General features: G+C 65.5%; 16 protein-coding genes and 1 tRNA gene. All 17 read left to right on the top strand.

What is annotated here, in order from left to right:
- The first annotated feature begins 58 nt into the window (after positions 1–58).
- The 17 genes from ACFUCV_RS01955 (at position 59) to ACFUCV_RS01875 (ending at position 17,684) form a co-directional block, all read left to right on the top strand.
- Positions 59–1,642 carry an ABC transporter ATP-binding protein gene (locus ACFUCV_RS01955; protein WP_380811423.1) on the top strand — a complete coding sequence of 528 codons (1,584 nt, stop codon included), beginning with the start codon at positions 59–61 and terminating at the stop codon, positions 1,640–1,642.
- Entirely contained in the window at positions 1,639–2,928 is a 1,290-nt protein-coding gene (locus ACFUCV_RS01950) for an ABC transporter permease (RefSeq protein ID WP_380811421.1), read from the top strand. The genes ACFUCV_RS01955 and ACFUCV_RS01950 overlap by 4 nt, the downstream gene beginning before the upstream one ends.
- Positions 2,925–4,220 carry an ABC transporter permease gene (locus ACFUCV_RS01945; protein WP_380811419.1) on the top strand — a complete coding sequence of 432 codons (1,296 nt, stop codon included), beginning with the start codon at positions 2,925–2,927 and terminating at the stop codon, positions 4,218–4,220. The genes ACFUCV_RS01950 and ACFUCV_RS01945 overlap by 4 nt, the downstream gene beginning before the upstream one ends.
- 3 nt (positions 4,221–4,223) lie before the next feature.
- Complete coding sequence (locus tag ACFUCV_RS01940) at positions 4,224–4,652, top strand: cytidine deaminase (protein WP_380811417.1); 429 nt, start codon at positions 4,224–4,226, stop codon at positions 4,650–4,652.
- Between the two features lie 10 nt (positions 4,653–4,662).
- Positions 4,663–5,985 (top strand): thymidine phosphorylase, encoded by a 1,323-nt coding sequence (locus ACFUCV_RS01935; protein ID WP_380811415.1) that lies wholly within the window; start codon positions 4,663–4,665, stop codon positions 5,983–5,985.
- Positions 5,986–6,136: 151 nt separating this feature from the next.
- Positions 6,137–6,856: a DedA family protein gene (locus ACFUCV_RS01930; RefSeq protein ID WP_380811413.1), complete on the top strand. Its 720-nt coding sequence runs from the start codon at positions 6,137–6,139 to the stop codon at positions 6,854–6,856.
- Between the two features lie 93 nt (positions 6,857–6,949).
- The gene (locus ACFUCV_RS01925) at positions 6,950–8,158 is read left to right on the top strand and encodes an adenosine deaminase (protein ID WP_380811411.1); all 1,209 of its coding nucleotides are present in this window, start codon (positions 6,950–6,952) and stop codon (positions 8,156–8,158) included.
- A complete protein-coding gene (locus ACFUCV_RS01920) occupies positions 8,130–8,906 on the top strand; it encodes a MazG nucleotide pyrophosphohydrolase domain-containing protein (RefSeq protein ID WP_380811409.1) in 777 nt (258 codons plus the stop codon). The genes ACFUCV_RS01925 and ACFUCV_RS01920 overlap by 29 nt, the downstream gene beginning before the upstream one ends.
- 125 nt (positions 8,907–9,031) lie before the next feature.
- Positions 9,032–10,312: a phosphopyruvate hydratase gene (gene eno / locus ACFUCV_RS01915; protein WP_380811407.1), complete on the top strand. Its 1,281-nt coding sequence runs from the start codon at positions 9,032–9,034 to the stop codon at positions 10,310–10,312.
- 134 nt (positions 10,313–10,446) lie between these two features.
- Positions 10,447–11,148, top strand: a complete 702-nt coding sequence (locus ACFUCV_RS01910) for a septum formation initiator family protein (protein ID WP_380811405.1) — start codon at positions 10,447–10,449, stop codon at positions 11,146–11,148.
- Positions 11,149–11,289: 141 nt separating this feature from the next.
- On the top strand, positions 11,290–11,901 hold the full coding sequence (locus ACFUCV_RS01905; protein ID WP_380811403.1) for a DUF501 domain-containing protein: 612 nt from the start codon (positions 11,290–11,292) through the stop codon (positions 11,899–11,901).
- A gap of 5 nt (positions 11,902–11,906) precedes the next feature.
- The gene (locus tag ACFUCV_RS01900; RefSeq protein ID WP_380811401.1) at positions 11,907–12,875 is read left to right on the top strand and encodes an exopolyphosphatase; all 969 of its coding nucleotides are present in this window, start codon (positions 11,907–11,909) and stop codon (positions 12,873–12,875) included.
- A gap of 30 nt (positions 12,876–12,905) precedes the next feature.
- A complete protein-coding gene (locus ACFUCV_RS01895; RefSeq protein ID WP_380811399.1) occupies positions 12,906–14,237 on the top strand; it encodes a S8 family serine peptidase in 1,332 nt (443 codons plus the stop codon).
- A gap of 110 nt (positions 14,238–14,347) precedes the next feature.
- On the top strand, positions 14,348–15,784 hold the full coding sequence (locus ACFUCV_RS01890; RefSeq protein ID WP_380811397.1) for an NAD(P)/FAD-dependent oxidoreductase: 1,437 nt from the start codon (positions 14,348–14,350) through the stop codon (positions 15,782–15,784).
- A gap of 124 nt (positions 15,785–15,908) precedes the next feature.
- Positions 15,909–16,409, top strand: coding sequence for a GNAT family N-acetyltransferase (locus ACFUCV_RS01885; RefSeq protein WP_380811395.1), 501 nt, complete (start codon positions 15,909–15,911; stop codon positions 16,407–16,409).
- Positions 16,410–16,483: 74 nt separating this feature from the next.
- Positions 16,484–16,559: transfer RNA gene (locus ACFUCV_RS01880), tRNA-Leu, on the top strand.
- 282 nt (positions 16,560–16,841) lie between these two features.
- Entirely contained in the window at positions 16,842–17,684 is an 843-nt protein-coding gene (locus ACFUCV_RS01875; protein WP_380811393.1) for a Bax inhibitor-1/YccA family protein, read from the top strand.
- Positions 17,685–17,691 lie beyond the last annotated feature (7 nt).

Genomic DNA, 17,691 nt, shown 5'->3' with positions numbered 1-17,691 from the left:
GCCCGCAACGCCCATGTTTTGTCATCCTTGAACCACTTACCGACGACGGGCCTAAACGTTGAAACTAGAACTTCGGGGGATCACCAAGAGCTTTGGTTCCTTGGTGGCGAACGACCACATCGACCTGGTGGTCGAACCCGGGCAGATCCACAGCCTGCTGGGTGAAAACGGTGCCGGCAAATCCACGCTGATGAACGTGCTGTACGGGCTGTATGAGCCCACCTCCGGGGAAATCCTGGTGGATGACAAAGCGGTTTCCTTCTCCGGTCCCGCCGATGCCATGGCAGCCGGCATTGGCATGGTGCACCAGCACTTCATGCTCGTGCCGGTTTTCACGGTGGCTGAAAACGTGGCACTGGGGGCGGAGGCAACAGCCTTTGGCGGGGTTTTGAACCTGGAGCGGACCCGGCACAAGATCCGCGAGATCTCTGCCCGCTTCGGCTTCGACGTCGATCCGGACGCCCTGGTGGAGGACCTTCCGGTGGGCGTGCAGCAGCGGGTGGAAATCATCAAGGCGCTGGTGCGGAACTCCAAAATCCTGATCCTGGATGAGCCCACCGCCGTGCTCACCCCGCAGGAAACCGACGAGCTGATGGACATCATGGGCCAGCTGCGCGACGGCGGCACCTCCATTGTGTTCATCTCCCACAAGCTGCGCGAGGTGAAGGCCGTCTCGGACACCATCACGGTGATCCGCCGGGGCAAGGTGGTGGGCTCCGCCTTGCCGTCGGCGTCGACCACCGAACTGGCCGCCATGATGGTGGGCCGTGCGGTGAACTTGAAACTGGAGAAGGCGCCCGCCGCGCCGGGGGAGGAGACCTTCCAGGTCAACAACCTCACGGTCATGAACGACGCCGGCCAGCGCCTGCTCAATGACGTCACCTTGAGCGTGGCCAAGGGCGAGATCCTGGCCGTTGCCGGGGTCCAGGGCAACGGCCAGACCGAACTCACCGAGGCCGTGCTGGGCCTGCACAAGCACGTGCTGGGCTCCATCACCCTCAACGGCGCTGAACTGGTGGGCCGCAGCGTGCGCCAGGTCCTGGACGCCGGGGTGGGATTTGTGCCCGAGGACCGGCAGGACGACGGCCTGGTGGGGGAATTCTCCATTGCGGAGAACCTGGTGCTGGATCTGTACAAGCAGGCGCCCTACTCCCGCCGGGGCACCATGAACCGGGCCATCATTGCCAGGAACTCGGCGGCGAAGGTCGCCGAATACGATGTCCGGACCCAGTCCCCGCAGGACGCCGCCAGCACCCTGTCCGGCGGAAACCAGCAAAAAGTGGTGCTGGCCCGGGAACTGTCCCGGCCCCTGCAGCTGTTCATCGCCTCCCAACCCACGCGCGGTGTGGACGTGGGCAGCATTGAGTTTTTGCACAAGCGGATTGTGGCCGAACGCGACGCCGGCACGCCGGTGATCATTGTCTCCACGGAACTGGACGAGGTCCTGGAACTTGCGGACCGCATAGCAGTGCTGTTCGCCGGACGGCTCATGGGCATAGTCCCCGGCACGGCCAGCCGCGAGCTGCTGGGCCTGATGATGGCCGGGCTGCCGGTGGCAGAAGCGGAAGAACAAATCAAGAACCAGCAGGGCTCCGGCAATCCCGAAGCCCACAGCGTCAACGGTGAAGGGGTGCAGCCATGAGCGGCGCTGACATGAACAAGCCCGCCGGGCAATCTCCGGCCGGTGCAGGGGATGCGGCACTTGAAGGCGAAGGTGCCCAGTTGGGCGGTGTCACGGCCCCGGTTCCCGCGGCGCCACGGCCCGGCGGCCAGGGCAGCACGCTGTGGCGGGAAATCACCAGCGGCAGCGCCATGGTCTCCGTGCTGGCCGTGGTGGTGGCCCTGGTCATTGGCGGCATCCTCATTGCCGCCACGGACACCCGGGTGACCACCGCGATGGGGTACTTCTTTGGGGACCCCGGCGCCACGTTCAAGGCCATTTGGGCCTCCGTCTCCGAAGCCTACGGCGCCCTGCTGCGCGGGGCCACCTACGATCCCGGTTCCCGCACCTGGCAGGGCCGGCTGGGTATTTTTGAAACCTTGACCTTCGCCACCCCGCTGATCCTCTCCGGCCTGGCCGTGACCCTGGCCTTCCGGGTGGGGCTGTTCAACATTGGTGCCCAGGGACAAATCATCCTCGGTGCCACCTTTGCCGGCGTCGTGGGTTTCATGATGGAACTGCCCCCGGGCATCCACCTGGTGGCGGTGGTGCTCGCCGGTGCCCTGGGCGGCGCCATCTGGGGCGGCATTGCCGGTGTCCTGAAGGCCCGCACGGGCGCGCATGAGGTCATTGTGACCATCATGCTCAACTACATCGCCGTGTCCTTGGTGCTGTTCCTGCTCAAGAACCAGCTCCGGGATCCCGCCAGCAGCAACCCCATCAGCCCGCGGATGCATGAGACGGCGTTGTTCCCGCTGCTTTTGGGGCCGAACTTCCGCGTCCACGCCGGCTTGATACTGGCGGTGCTGGCCGTCATTGCAGTGTCCTGGCTGCTGAACCGCTCCACCCTGGGCTTTGAATACCGGGCCATTGGCGCCAACCCGCGCGCGGCCCGCACCGCGGGCATGCTGGTTTCCCGCGGCTACATTACAGTCATGCTCTTCTCCGGCGCCCTGGCAGGTCTGGCCGGCGTCACCCAGCTGGCGGGCACTGAAAAGCTGCTCGACGCCGACATTGCCGGCAGCATCGGCTTTGACGCCATCACCGTGGCGCTGCTGGGACGTTCCAAACCGTGGGGGACCTTTTTTGCCGCCATCCTCTTTGGCGCGTTCAAGGCCGGCGGCACCTCCATGGCCGTCAATGCAGATGTTTCCATTGACATTGTGGCAGTGGTCCAGTCCCTCATTGTGTTGTTCATTGCCGCACCACCCTTGATCCGCTCCATGTTCCGGATCAAGGCCGTAAGCCGTGAAGGAGTGCCAGCATGAGCACCGTCGTCAAAAGCGAAACCGCACCCACCGCCGATGCCGTGGCCGTGCGCAGCTGGAAGCTGCCTATCGTGTTGGGCGTCCTGGCGCTCTTTGCCGTGCTGGTCTTCATTGTGCTGGGCCCCAGCGGCACGGCCACCTTCCGCATTTCCCAGGAAAACGACGCCTGGCAGGTGCCCAACCTGGTGCTGCCGGCCAAGGGCGTCGGCGTGGTGGTGGCCATTGTCTGCGTGGCGATGGCGTACCTGTCCTGGCAGCAGACCAAGGCCCGCGGAAAGAGCGCCAAATGGGTGGTCATGACCTTCACAGTGGTGTTTGTGGTGGGCTTGATCGTTTGGATCATTGGCGGCACCACCACGCAGAACATCACGCTGGTGGGCTTGTTCACCGGCGCCATGCTCATCACCACGCCCCTGGTGTTTGGTTCCCTGTCCGGGGTGCTCTCCGAGCGCGCCGGCGTGGTCAACATTGCCATTGAGGGCCAGCTGCTGGCAGGGGCGTTTACCGCAGCCCTGGTTTCCTCCATCACCAACAGCGCCTACGCCGGGCTGCTGGCCGCGGCCGTGGCCGGGGTGCTGGTGTCGTCCCTGCTGGCCCTGTTCAGCATCAAGTACCTGGTGAACCAGATCATTGTGGGCGTGGTGCTGAACGTGCTGGTGTCCGGGCTCACCGGCTTCCTGTTTGAAAAGATCATGAAAACCAAGGTGGCCGGGGAAACCATTTACAACCAGCCCACCCAGCTGCCCAATCTGCCCATCCCGCTGCTCTCGGAGATTCCCATCCTGGGACCCACCCTGTTCCGGCAGTCCATTGTGGGCTACTTCATGCTGGTGCTGGTGGTGGTCCTGTGGTTTGGGCTCTTCCGCACCCGCTGGGGCCTGCGCGTGCGGGCCGTGGGCGAGCACCCCAAGGCCGCCGACACCGTGGGCATCAACGTCAACCGCACCCGCGTGCTGAACGTGCTGGCCGGTGGCGCGGTGGCCGGCATTGGTGGCGCCTACTTCACCCTGGTGGCTGTCAGCAGCTTCAGCAAGGACATGACCGGCGGGCTGGGCTTCATTGCCTTGGCGGCATTGATCTTTGGCCGCTGGAATCCCATTGGCGCCGCCCTGGCGGCCCTGCTGTTCGGTGTGGCCGGCAACCTGCAAAGCATTCTTTCTTTGGCCGGAACCCCCATCGATGGGCAGTTCCTGGCCATGCTGCCGTATGCGCTGACCATCCTGGCCGTCTCCGGATTCGTGGGCAAGGCCATGTCCCCGGCGGCCAGCGGCGAACCCTATGTGAAGGGCTGAGCGGTGGATCCTGAAACTTCCGACGCCGTGTGGGAACCCCTGCGCCAAGCCGCCACCGCGGCCCTCGCCCACGCCTACGTGCCCTATTCGCGCTTCCCGGTGGGTGCTGCGGCCCGTCTTGAAGACGGCACCATTGTCAGCGGCTGCAATGTGGAAAACGCCAGTTACGGGCTGACCCTGTGCGCCGAATGCACCATGATCGGCGCTGCCCGCATGTGCGGCGGCGGGCTGATCCGGGAGTTTTACTGTGTGGATGGCAGCGGCGGGATCCTCATGCCCTGCGGCCGCTGCCGGCAGCTGTTGTACGAGTTCAGCACCGCCGACACGCGCATCATGACCTCCCGGGGCATTAAGACCATGGATCAGGTGCTGCCGGATGCCTTTGGCCCGCGCGACCTTGACAGTGCCGCCGCGCAGACAGCCGACCCCTAAGGATTCCCCCATGAAGCAGCCCGCCTACCAAGGTCCCGCCTTCGACGCCGTGGAGGTCATCATGACCAAGCGCGACGGCGGGACCCTGAGCCCGGAACAAATTGCGTGGACCATTGACGCCTACACCCGGGGCGCCATTGCCGATGAGCAGATGGCCGCCTTGAACATGGCCATTTTGCTCAAGGGCATGGACCGGGCGGAAATCTCCGGGTGGACCACTGCCATGATCAACTCCGGCGAGCGGATGGACTTCGCCGGCCTGCGCAATGCCGCCGGGGCGCCCATGGCGACCACCGACAAGCACTCCACGGGAGGTGTGGGGGATAAGATCACCCTGCCGCTGGCGCCGCTGGTGGCGGTGTTTGGGGTTGCAGTTCCGCAGCTGTCGGGCCGCGGCCTGGGACACACCGGCGGGACCCTGGACAAGCTTGAAGCGATCCCGGGGTGGCGTGCGGAATTAAGCCACGGCGAAATGATGCGTCAGCTTTCCGAGGTGGGGGCCGTCATCTGTGCCGCCGGGGCAAGTTTGGCGCCGGCCGATAAAAAGCTCTACGCCCTGCGCGACGTGACGGGCACGGTGGAGGCCATCCCGCTGATTGCCTCCTCCATCATGAGCAAGAAAATTGCCGAAGGAACCGGCGCACTGGTCCTGGATGTCAAGGTTGGCTCCGGCGCCTTCATGAAAAACGTGGACATGGCCCGCGAACTGGCCACCACCATGGTGGCGCTGGGCCGTGATGCGGGCGTGAACACCGTGGCCCTGCTCACTGACATGTCCACACCGCTGGGCCAAAGCGCCGGCAATGCCATTGAGGTCCAGGAGTCGGTGGAGGTGCTTGCCGGCGGCGGCCCGCAGGACGTGGTGGAGTTGACGGTGAAGCTGGCGCAGGAAATGCTGGCGGCCGCCGGCGTCCACGACGCCGACCCGGCTGCGGCACTGCAGGACGGACGCGCCATGGATGTGTGGCGCCGGATGATTGCCGCCCAGGGCGGCGATCCCGAAGCGCCCCTGCCCCAGGCCCGGGAATCGGAGACCATCCATGCCCCCGCCGACGGTGTGCTGGTGGAACTCGATGCCCTCTCGGTGGGCGTGGCCGCGTGGCGGCTCGGTGCCGGACGGGCCCGCAAGGAGGATGTGGTGCAGGCCGGTGCCGGGGTGCGCATGCATGCCAAGCCCGGTGCCGTGGTGCGTGCGGGCGAACCGCTGTTGACACTGCTGACCGACACCCCCGAGAAGTTTGCCCGGGCCAAGGAAGCACTTGTTGGGGCCGTGACCATTGCCCCGGAGGGTTCGCGCCCGGCCAACAGGCTCATCATTGACCGCATTGCCTGATGTTTCCCCGATCAGCTTCCGGGTGGACGCCGGCGCAGCGGCATCTGCTACTTGAGGTGGATGCGCGCTCCCAGTTTGGCGTGGAAAACTTGTCAGGAAACGTCGGCGCATTGCGGGCGGGACCGCCACCACAGGAGAGGAAGCCCCGAGGGTGGATTTCTTGCATGTGATTGACCAGCTTAATTATTTGATCGAGCACTCCGCCGCCCAGTGGTGGGTCATCCCGCTGGTGAGCCTGTTTTGTCTCATTGACGGCTTTTTCCTCTTCCTGCCCAGTGAAACCGCCATTGTGGGCCTGGCCTCGGTCGCCTCGGTCAGCGGCGAGCCGAATGTGTGGCTGCTGATTCTGGGGGCCTCGGCGGGCGCCATCATGGGGGACAACATTGCGTATTATTTGGGCCGCAAAATGGGCACCACCCGCTTTAAATGGATGCGCCGGCCCCGCGGTGCGAAAGCCTTCGCCTGGGCCGGCAAGGAACTTAAAAAGCGCGGACCCATCTTGATTTTCACTGCCCGGTACATTCCGGTGGGCAGGATAGCCGTCAACTTCACCGCCGGCGCCACGTACTTCCCGTGGCGCCGCTTCGCCCTTTTGGACGCCTTTGCCGTGGTGACCTGGGCCGGCTACTCCGCCGCCATGGGCACCTTCGCCGGTGGCTGGGTGCATGACAACCCCCTGCTGGGTGTCGGCATCGCCGTGGGCCTGGCACTTGCCGTGGGATTCTGCGCCGACCACGTGGCCAAGCTGGTGCACCGTGTGCTGGAAAAGCGTGGGAATGCAGCGGTCGCCGCCGAAGACAACGGCACGCAGGAGCCGGCAGCCGGGCAGCAGCTTGCCGCCGCGGCCGCGCCCACGGCCCACCACGGCTAGCCGGCCGGTGGCCCGCACCGGCGCACCGCCGGCACAATAAGCCCATAGCGTGGAAACTGGCGCAATGCCGTCGGACCTCCATAGAGTGGGAACGTGACTACGCCAACTTCAGAGACAGCAGCCCCGTCCATCCCCGTGGTGGACCTCAAAACGCTGCCAAAGGTATCCCTTCATGACCATCTGGACGGCGGTTTGCGTCCCCAAACCATCATTGAGCTCGCCGCGCAGGCGGGCTGCGAACTGCCCAGCACCGACGCCGGGGAACTGCGCGAATGGTTCCGCAGCAGCGCCGACTCGGGGTCCCTGGAAAGCTACCTTGAGGGCTTCGAGCACACCGTTGCCGTCATGCAGACCCGTGCCGCTCTGGTGCGTGTGGCCCGCGAATTCGTCGAGGACCTGGCCGAGGACGGCGTGGTGTACGGCGAGGTCCGCTGGGCCCCGGAACAGCACCAGCGTTCCGGCCTGACCCTGGACGAGGCCGTCGAGGCCGTCCAGGAGGGCCTGGAGGAAGGCATGGACGTGGTCGATGAAGCCGGCGGTTACATTGAGGTGGCCCAGATCCTCTCCGCCATGCGCCACGCGGACCGCGCCGCCGAGATTGCCCAGCTGGCAGTCCGCCACCGCGACAACGGCGTGGTGGGCTTTGACATTGCCGGCGCCGAGGACGGATACCTGCCCTCCCGCTTCACCGAGGCTTTCACCTTCCTGGCCGAAAACAATTTCCCCGCCACTGTCCACGCCGGTGAAGCGGCCGGGCTCCTGAGCATCCAGGACGCACTGGTCCACGGCCGCGCCCAGCGTCTGGGCCACGGCGTGCGCATAGTCGAAGACATCCACCTGGACGTGGAGGAAGTGGACGGCAAGGACGTCGGCACCCTCACCCTGGGCGATTTGGCGCAGTGGGTGCGGGACCGCCAAATCCCGCTGGAGCTGTGCCCCAGCTCAAATCTGCAGACCGGCGCCATTGCCCAGTTCGGCACCACCCTGGCCGAGCACCCCATTGACCTGTTGCATCAGCTGGGCTTCAACGTCACCGTCAACACCGACAACCGCCTCATGAGCTCGGTGACGTTGAGCGGCGAATTCGCCCAGCTCATCGAGACCTTCGGCTATGGGCTGGACACCATGCTGGAGTTCACCCTCAACGCCGTGCACGCCTCGTTCCTGCCCCTGGAATCACGCGAGGAGCTCGCGGACTTCATCATTGAGCACTACGAGGACGTCATGGAGGAAATGGACGACTTTGAAGACTCCGAAGAGTTCGAAGCCTTCAATGAAGGCACCCTGGACACCGTCGATTAGCGCCCCCGAGGCGCCCGCTGCGGCGGAACTGGCCCGGCTGGTGGAAGTCATTGCCGAACTGCGCGAACACTGCCCGTGGACGGCGGCGCTGACGCATGAATCGCTGGCAGGCTATGTGCTGGAGGAGGCCCACGAACTCATTGAAGCCATCGAAGGGGCCGATGCCGGAACCGGTGGCGCCGAGTTGGCGAACGAGTTGGGGGACCTTTTGCTGCAGGTGGTGCTGCATGCCCGCCTGGGTGCGGAAAGCGGCAGCTTTGATTTGGCGTCCGTGGCGCATGGGGTGAGCGCCAAGCTGGTTCGGCGCAGCCCGCACGTGTTTCACCCCGACGGCACGCTGCGGACGGAATTTTCCGCCACCGTGGCCCAAATTGAGGCCAGCTGGGAACAAGTCAAGGCCCAGGAGCGTGCGGCGTCAACTTCCCGCCCGGCCCACGGCAGCCGTGCCGCGGCGGCGCCGCAGGGGCCTTTTGCCGGCATCCCTGCCACTTTGCCGGCGCTGGCAGCAGCCCAAAAGACCCTCGAACGCGCCCGGCGGGCAGGACTTGAGCTGCCGGGGGCCACGGGGGAGCGCGCGGGGGAGCGCACGGGGGAGCACACGGGGGAGCGGCTGCACCCGGACCGCTTCGAGGATGAAGAACAGCTCGGACAACTGCTCTTGGAGGTGGTGCAGGCCGCACAGCTTCAAGGCCTGGATGCCGAACGGGCCCTGCGCCAGGTGGTGCGCGGGATCCAGGGCCGGGGATGACCACGGGCGGGCCGGCATTTGTGACCCGCCGCGTATTAATGAGTGCCCCATCACGCCGTCGGCTACGATTGAGGCGACAGCGTGGTCAACACCTACTGTACATAGCTGATTATTAGGAGCAATACGTGGCACTTATTGAAGCCATCCATGCACGCGAAATTTTGGATTCCCGCGGGAACCCCACAGTTGAGGTAGAAGTACTTTTGACGGACGGCGCCATGGGCCGCGCAGGCGTCCCCTCCGGTGCATCAACGGGAGCCTTTGAGGCCGTGGAGCTCCGCGACGGCGACTCGGGCCGTTACCAGGGCAAGGGTGTCCTGCAGGCCGTGGAGGCGGTTCTGGAGGTGATTGCCCCCGAACTTGAGGGCATTGACGCCACCGACCAGCGCCTCATCGACGCCATGATGATTGAACTTGACGGCACCGCCAACAAGGGAAAGCTGGGCGCCAACGCGATCCTCGGCGTTTCCCTGGCCGTGGCCAGTGCCGCCGCGGAATCCGCCGGCCTGCCGCTGTACCGCTACCTGGGCGGCCCCAATGCCCATGTGCTGCCCGTGCCGCTGATGAACATCCTCAACGGCGGCTCGCACGCCGATTCCGACGTGGACATCCAGGAGTTCATGGTGGTGCCCCTGGGCGCGGCCACCTTCTCCGAGGGTCTGCGCTGGGGCGTTGAGGTCTACCACAACCTCAAGGCCGTGCTGCAGGAAAAGGGACTCTCCACGGGTCTGGGCGATGAGGGCGGCTTCGCGCCGAACCTGCCCTCCAACCGTGCAGCCCTGGACTTGATCCTCGAAGCCATCAAGCGTGCCGGTTACGAAGCCGGCAAGGACGTTGCCCTGGCCCTGGACGTGGCCTCCTCCGAGTTCTTCAAGGACGGCGCCTACCAGTTCGAGGGCAAGGCACTTTCCGCCGCGGACATGAGCGCGTACTACACCGAACTCGTTGCGGACTACCCGCTGGTGTCCATTGAGGACCCGCTGGACGAGGACGACTGGGAGGGCTGGAAGACGCTCACCGACGCCATTGGCGACAAGGTGCAGATCGTCGGTGATGACCTCTTCGTCACCAACCCCGAGCGTCTGTCCCGCGGGGTGGAGACCAAGACCGCCAACTCGCTGCTGGTCAAGGTCAACCAGATTGGTTCCCTGACGGAAACCCTCGACGCCGTGTCCATGGCCCAGCGCGCAGGTTTCACCACCATCACCTCGCACCGCTCCGGCGAGACCGAGGACACCACCATTGCCGACATCTGCGTTGCCACCAATGCCGGCCAGATCAAGACCGGCGCACCGGCCCGCTCCGAGCGCGTGGCCAAGTACAACCAGCTGCTGCGCATTGAAGAAGAGCTCGACGACGCCGCACGCTACGCAGGCCGCAGCGCGTTCCCGCGTTTCAAGGGCTAATAACCACCGGCAGCCGCGGCGGTTGGCTAAGGTGGTAAAACACACCTTCAGCCGGCCCGCCGCGGCGTCGTTGTTTAAAACGGCACAGGCTGCCGGGGTGTGCACGCAGCTGTAAACCAATGAGGAGAACCATAGTGACACGACGGCCCTCAGTGCCCAAGGCCCAGTTCACCGGCGGCCTCGGCAGTCCCACCGGCAAGCCCCAGGCCGCCCCCGCGGCGCAGCAGCCACAGCCCGGGCACGACGGTCCCGGCAAGGGCCGGAAGAAGGGCGCCCCGGGGCGCGAACGCCGCCCGGCTTCGGCCCCGGCCCGTCAGCGCGCCGAAGACGGCACCGACGACGCCGGGCACAGCCCCGTCCCCGCGCGGTCCTTCTCCGGCCGGCTGCTGGTGCTGGGCTTGGCGATGGGCGTGGTGACCTTGTTGCTGGCCCCGAATGTGCACACGTACCTGGAACAGCGTGCGGAAATTTCCGCTCTTCGCCAGGACATTGCCGCACGGGCCACCCAGCAGGAGATTTACACCGCCGAGCTGGCCCGCTGGGACGATCCGGCCTACATCAAGCAGCAGGCCCGCGACCGGGTCAGCATGCTGATGCCCGGGGAAACAGGCTACTGGGTCTACGGCGCCGAGGAACTCAAGGCCAAGGACGGGGCGCCGGTTGGATCTGCCGATGCCGCCAAGGACCCCGGCGCCGCCTCCACCACCGCCAAGGATGCCACCAGTGTCACGGAACAGCCGTGGGTGGACAGCCTGCTGCAGGCCGTGCGGGAATCGGGGCAGGTCCAGGCAACGCCGGTGGAGCCCGCCCCCACACCCGCCCCCGCGGCCCCCTGATGGCGGCCCCGCGGCAAGCAGGCTAAAATTGCCAGTTGATCCCCTCCAGTTTTTGCCTTTCCGGTCTTGACCGGACGCGCCAGAGCGAACCATGAAAGGCCCCCAGTGTCCGCAACGCAAAGCTCCGCCTCCGCGGGGAGCGTGTCCAGCCAAACCACTGCCGCCGGCCGTGTCCCGAGCCAAAGCGACCTTGATACGCTCAGCCTGCAGCTCAACCGGCCCGTGCGCGATGTGGTGGAAATACCTGCCCGCTGCGTGTGCGGCAACCCGCTGGTGGCAGCCACGGCGCCCAGGCTCAGCAACGGCATTCCCTTTCCCACCACCTACTACCTCACCCATCCCGTGCTCACCGCCGCCGCCTCGCGCTTGGAAGCTGCGGGATTGATGACTCGGATGAGCGAGCGTCTGGGCGCCGACGCGGAGCTCGCCGCCGCCTATCACAGGGCGCACGAGAGCTACATTGCGGCCCGCGAAGCCATTGGTGAACGCGCCGGCACCGGGCCCGTGCCGGAAATTGCCGGGATTTCCGCCGGCGGCATGCCGACCCGCGTCAAATGCCTGCACGTCCTCATTGGCCACGCCCTGGCGGCCGGACCCGGCGTCAACCCGCTGGGGGATGAAGCCTTGGCGCAGGTGGCCCAGTGGTGGACCGCCGACTCCTGCCGCTGCGCCGGTGCCTGGGACATCTCCGCACCGGTCCCGCACAAGGATCTGAGCCGCCACGTCAAACATTTGAACCAGCAGGGGAAATAAGCACCATGCGCGTAGCCGCCATTGACTGTGGAACCAATTCCATCCGCCTGCTCATAGCCGACGTGGCGGGTGCCGACGCGCCACCGGCCAGCGCGGGCGGGCCACGCATGGGCGAGGTGCATCGGGAGATGCGTGTGGTGCGCCTGGGCCAGGGCGTGGACGTCACGGGGGAGCTGGCCGAAGAGGCCCTGGCGCGCACCTTCGCGGCCGTGGACGACTACGCGGCATTGATCCGTGCCGCCGGCGCGCAGCACATCCGTTTTGTGGCCACCAGCGCCACCCGGGATGCCCGGAACCGTGACGTTTTCACCGCCGGCATCCAGGCCCGCCTGGGCATTGTCCCCGAGGTGGTCAGCGGTGCCCAGGAGGCTGCGCTGTCCTTCGCCGGTGCCGCCAGTGTCCTGCCGCCGGTGGCCGGACGGAATGTGCTCGTTGTTGACCTCGGCGGCGGCAGCACCGAATTCGTCCTTGGCGGCACCGGAGGCGTCAGCGCGGCCCTGAGCACCGACATGGGCTGCGTGCGCTTCACCGAGCGCTACCTGCCCTCGGACCCGCCCACGGCTGCGGAAATCAACGCCGCAGTGGCCGCCATTGAAGACAAGCTTTCGGACGCGGACGCCGCCGTGCCCTTTCACACCGTCGACGCCGTGGTGGGCGTCGCCGGCACCATCACCACCATCACGGCCCACGCCCTGGGGCTGCCCAGTTATCAGCCCAGCTCCATTCATGCCGCCGTCGTGCCCGTTGAAACCCTGCTGCAGGCGGCAACGGAACTGGTGCAAATGACACGCGGGCAGCGGGCGGCACTTGGCTTCATGCATCCGGGCCGGGTGGATGTCATTGGTGCCGGTGCCTTGATCTGGCGCACCGTGCTGCAACGGCTGGTGGCTGCCACCGACGGCAGGCTGAAGTCGGCAACCACCAGTGAACACGATATTCTTGACGGAATTGCCCTGGGTGCTGCCGGTCTTTAGCCTGTGCCCCGTTTCTGGAAACGAGCCTTTATGACGTTGCTTCCACGGCTGCAAAAAACCGCAGCCGCGCTGCTGGCGCTTGCCCTGGCTGGACTCCTGGCCGTGGCAGCGGCCCCGGCCGCAAACGCCGATGACATTCGCAACCGGCAGTACTGGCTGGAAAAAAGCGGTATTGCCAAAGCCTGGGAGGTTTCCCAGGGCGAGGGTGTGAAGGTGGCCGTCATTGACAGCGGAATCGACACCTCCCACAAGGACCTGAAGGGCGCCGTGGTGGGCGGCATTGACGTCTCCGGCGCCGGCAGCCCCGACGGCAGCAAGGGCATTGGCGCGGAACCCGAACATGGCACGCTGGTGGCCACCATGTTGGCCGGCCGCGGACACAGGGAAGGCACGGCCAGCCCCACGCCGTCCAACACCTCGCCGGCGCCACCAGCGCCCGGCGCCGGAGACTCCGGTGTCATTGGCGTCGCCCCCAAGGCTGAACTCCTCACAGTTTCACTCTGGCTCGGAAGCGTGAACCCGTCCGGAAAAAACATTGACGATCAAATTCCGGCAGCCGTCCGATGGGCGGTGGACCAGGGTGCCTCGGTGATCAACATGTCCCTGGGCAGCACCTCCACGGCCTGGCCGCAAAGCTGGGATGACGCCTTCGCCTACGCCGAGGCCAAGGATGTGGTCATTGTGGCGGCGGCCGGAAACCGCAAGTCCGGCAGCGAGCAGGTGGGTGCGCCCGCCACCATACCGGGGGTTTTGACGGTGGGCGGGCTTGACCGTGACGGCTCGGCCAGCGTTGATTCCTCCTCCCAGGGCATCAGCATCGGGGTGAGCGCGCCGGCGGAGGAACTCACCGGCGGGCTGCCCGGCGGCGGGTACGCGCAGTGGAACGGCACCAGCGGCGCAACGCCCATAGTCGCCGGCGTCGCTGCCCTGGTGCGCTCCAAATATCCGCAACTCACGGCGCCCCAAGTCATCAACCGCATCATTTCCACCGCCACACCCAAGGGCGAGGGCCGCCCCAATGCCATCTACGGCTACGGCATCCTCGACGCCGCCGCGGCACTCAATGCCGAGGTGCCGGCAGTTGAGGCCAATCCCTTGGGCAGCATCGCCGAATGGATCCGGGTGCACCGGCGTGGTGCGCCTGCCCCGGCCACCCTGGAGGGCACGCCCGCGGCCGGCGTTCCCCTGCCGGCACCCACACTGCTGGATGCCGCCGCGCCCGTGCCCGCCGGCGTCGAGCAGGCTGACGCCTTGCCGCAGGCACTGGTGCTGGGATCGGCCGGGATGTTGCTGCTGATAGCCGCCGCAGGCACCAGCCACCTGCTGCTGGTGCGGCGCAGATCCCACGCCCACCGGGGCTGAGCGGACGGCTTGCCGCCCGCACGGGGTCCGTTTCCTGCCGCGGGGCGCCGCATGACGCAAGTGTGAAATTTGCTAGTGAATGTTTTCACAAACATATGTAGTATGGAGGTATGGCAATCACTCCCACCTTTTCAGCACGACCGCGCGTCCTTGTAGTAGGCGGCGGCTACGTCGGCCTCTACACGGCCTTCAAACTGCAGAAGAAGATCGCAAAGGCCGGTGGCATTGTCACCCTGGTCGATCCGCTGCCCTACATGACCTACCAGCCCTTCCTTCCGGAGGTGGCAGCGGGCAACATTGAACCGCGCCACGCCGTGGTGCTGCACCGCCAGCACCTGAAGCAGACCGAGCTCATTCAGGGATCGGTCACTGCCATTGACCACGAAAACCGCACCGCGGTTGTTGCTCCCGCCGACGGCGGCACCCCCTTTGAACTGCAGTACCATGACGTGGTGGTGGCCGCAGGCGCCATCACCCGCACCTTCCCCATCAAGGGACTGGCGGAGACAGGCATTGGCCTGAAGACCATTGAAGAGGCCGTGGCCCTGCGCAACCAGGTGCTGTCACACATTGAGAAGGCGGGCACGGAGACCGACCCGGCCCTGCGCAAGCGCGCCCTGACCTTCGTGGTGGTCGGTGGCGGCTTTGCCGGCATCGAAACCATTGCCGAACTCGAGGACATGGCCCGTGCGGCCGTGAAGCAGAATGCCCGTGTGGACCAGTCCGAACTGCGTTTTGTCCTGGTGGAGGCCATGGGACGCATCATGCCCGAGGTCACTGAGAAGCAGGCCCTCTGGGTGGTGGAGCACCTGCGCAGCCGTGGCATTGAGGTGCTGTTGAACACCTCCTTGGACAACGCCGAGGACAACAACCTCAAGCTGATCAACATGCCTGACAAGTCCGTGGCGCAGCAGTTTGACGCTGACACGCTTATTTGGACCGCCGGCGTCATGGCCAACCCCATGGTCCGCTCCACCGATTTCCCCCTTGAACCGCGCGGGCGTGTTTCCGTCAATGTGAACCTGCAGATCAGCGGCGAATTCGGGGTCATTCCCAACGCCTGGGCGGCCGGCGATGTTGCGGCCGTGCCCGATGTCACCGGTGGCCTGCCCGACGGCACCTGTGTCCCCAATGCCCAGCACGCGCTGCGCCAGGCCAAGCGCCTGGCCGCCAACCTGTGGGCCAGCCGTTTCAACAAGCCGCTGAAAGGTTACAAGCACAAGAACCTCGGTGCCGTTGCCGGCTTCGGTGTGGGCAAGGGCGTTGCCAAGATCATGGGCCTGCAGCTCAAGGGCGTGCCCGCCTGGCTCGCACACCGCGGCTACCACGGTTTGGCCATGCCCACCGTGGAGCGCAAGCTCCGTGTCATCCTGGGCTGGTTTGCCGCGGTGGTGGGCGGCCGCGACCTGGCCCAGCTGGAGAACCTGCAGACCCCCCGGGCCACCTTCGTGGATGCGGCAACCCCCAAGCCGAAACCGGCCGCCAAGGTCGAGCCCAAGCGTGAAGCCCCGGTGGAAGTCAAGGAATCGGCGTCCGCCGCCAAGTAGGCACCAAAAGGGCCACTTGACGTGGTTTGATGGCGGTGCTTCCCGTTTCGGGGGGCGCCGCCATTTGCTTTCACGCACCCCGGCGTCACGGGGGTGGGTGAGCGGGCACGCATAGACTTGCCGCATGATCATTCGACGCGAACGGGCCGAAGACAGACCCGAAATTTTCGCCGTGCTGGCAGCGGCCTTTGCCGGTGGGCCCGAACCCAGGCTGCTGCGGGAACTCTTTGCCGCCCGTGAATACCTTCCGGCGCTCTCACTCGTGGCGGAGTCGGAGCAGGGCGTCATTTTGGGCCATGTCATCTCCACGCGGGCCTGGGTTGGCACGTCGCAGTCACTGGGCCTGGGCCCGCTGGCGGTGCAGCCGGGCTACCAAAGGCAGGGTGTGGGCTCCGCCCTGATGACCGCCACCCTCGCCGCGGCCAACGAACTGGGCGAATCCAGCATTGCCCTGTTGGGCAGCACCGCCTACTACCCACGTTTCGGCTTTGTGCCCGCCGATTCCCTCGGCATCATATCCCCCGACCCGTCCTGGGGATCACACTTCATGGCCAGGGCGCTGAACGCCTACACGGCAGGCACACATGGGCAGTTCAAGTACGCGCAGCCCTTTAAAAACCACTGATCCGCGGTTTCTTATCCAACCATTTCATCCAGTAGGGTTGAATGGTTCCGGAAATTGATGTGGTTCCGCAACCGGCCCCAGTAGCCCAATGGCAGAGGCACCAGACTTAAAATCTGTTCAGTGTCGGTTCGAGTCCGACCTGGGGTACCACTGAAACTGCAACCTCCGCGAACCCGCAGCACATGTCCCCATGACCGCATCAAAGGGACATGTGCTGCGGGTTTGCCGTGGGTGGAGGGCGGCAGGATGCGCGCCCAATGCCGGGAGCCCTCACCCAGGGTCTGAATCAGGACCCTAAGCGAACATTGCGTGAACACTGGCTGTGAATGGGCTGGCAATGGCCCGGCAGTGGAACAATACGCGGCCCTGCAACGTCTGTATTGGTAGAGTTGAATTCATTATCCACCCCGCTATCTAGGAGGAATCAGCACCATGGCTCTTGGTGGCAACCCGGTTTTTGCGAACAACAAGAACTTCAAGGACACGCCTTCCCAGCGCGGCCGCTTCAATGGCGGTGCTGACACGCTGGCCGCACCGGCCCAGTATTCGGCGCAGCAGCTGCAGGACATGTACAACAAGCCCGCGGCCAACAGCGCCCAGACCGGGCGGATGACGTACGACGACGTCATCATGAAGACCGTCTTCACCTTGGCGCTGGTCCTGGTGGGTGCCGGCATTGGCTGGTTCGTGCCGGCGCTCATGCTGCCAGGGGCCATTGTGGGTTTGGTCCTGGGTCTGGTGAACGCCTTTAAGAAGGAGCCGTCGCCGGCGCTGATCCTGGCCTATGCCTTCTTTGAGGGCTTGTTCCTCGGCGGCATCTCAGGCGTACTGGAAAGCAGCCTTCCCGGCATCGTGGTCCAGGCCCTGCTGGGTACGCTCAGCGTGTTTGTGGTGACCCTGGTGCTCTTCCGCAACGCCAAAATCCGGGCCACACCCAAGATGACACGTTTTTTCGTGATTGCCTTGGCCGGCTACGCGCTCTTCTCCCTGCTGAACTTTGGCCTGATGGTCTTCGGTGCCATTGACAACCCCTGGGGCCTGCGCAGCATGGACATTCCCGGCACCAACATTCCCTTTGGCGTCGTCCTGGGTCTGCTGGCCATTGGCCTGGCCGCTTTCTCCCTCATTGTGGACTTCACCTCCATTGAACAGGGCGTACAGCGCGGCGTTCCCGCCAAGTACTCCTGGACCGCAGCCTTCGGACTGACGGTGACCCTGGTGTGGCTGTACGTGGAGATCCTGCGCCTGCTGGCCATCATTCGCGGCAACGACTAGCGGCACC

The sequence above is a fragment of the Specibacter sp. NPDC057265 genome (assembly GCF_042668835.1).
GTDB lineage: Bacteria > Actinomycetota > Actinomycetes > Actinomycetales > Micrococcaceae > Specibacter.
This window is presented reverse-complemented; position numbering and strand designations above follow the sequence as displayed.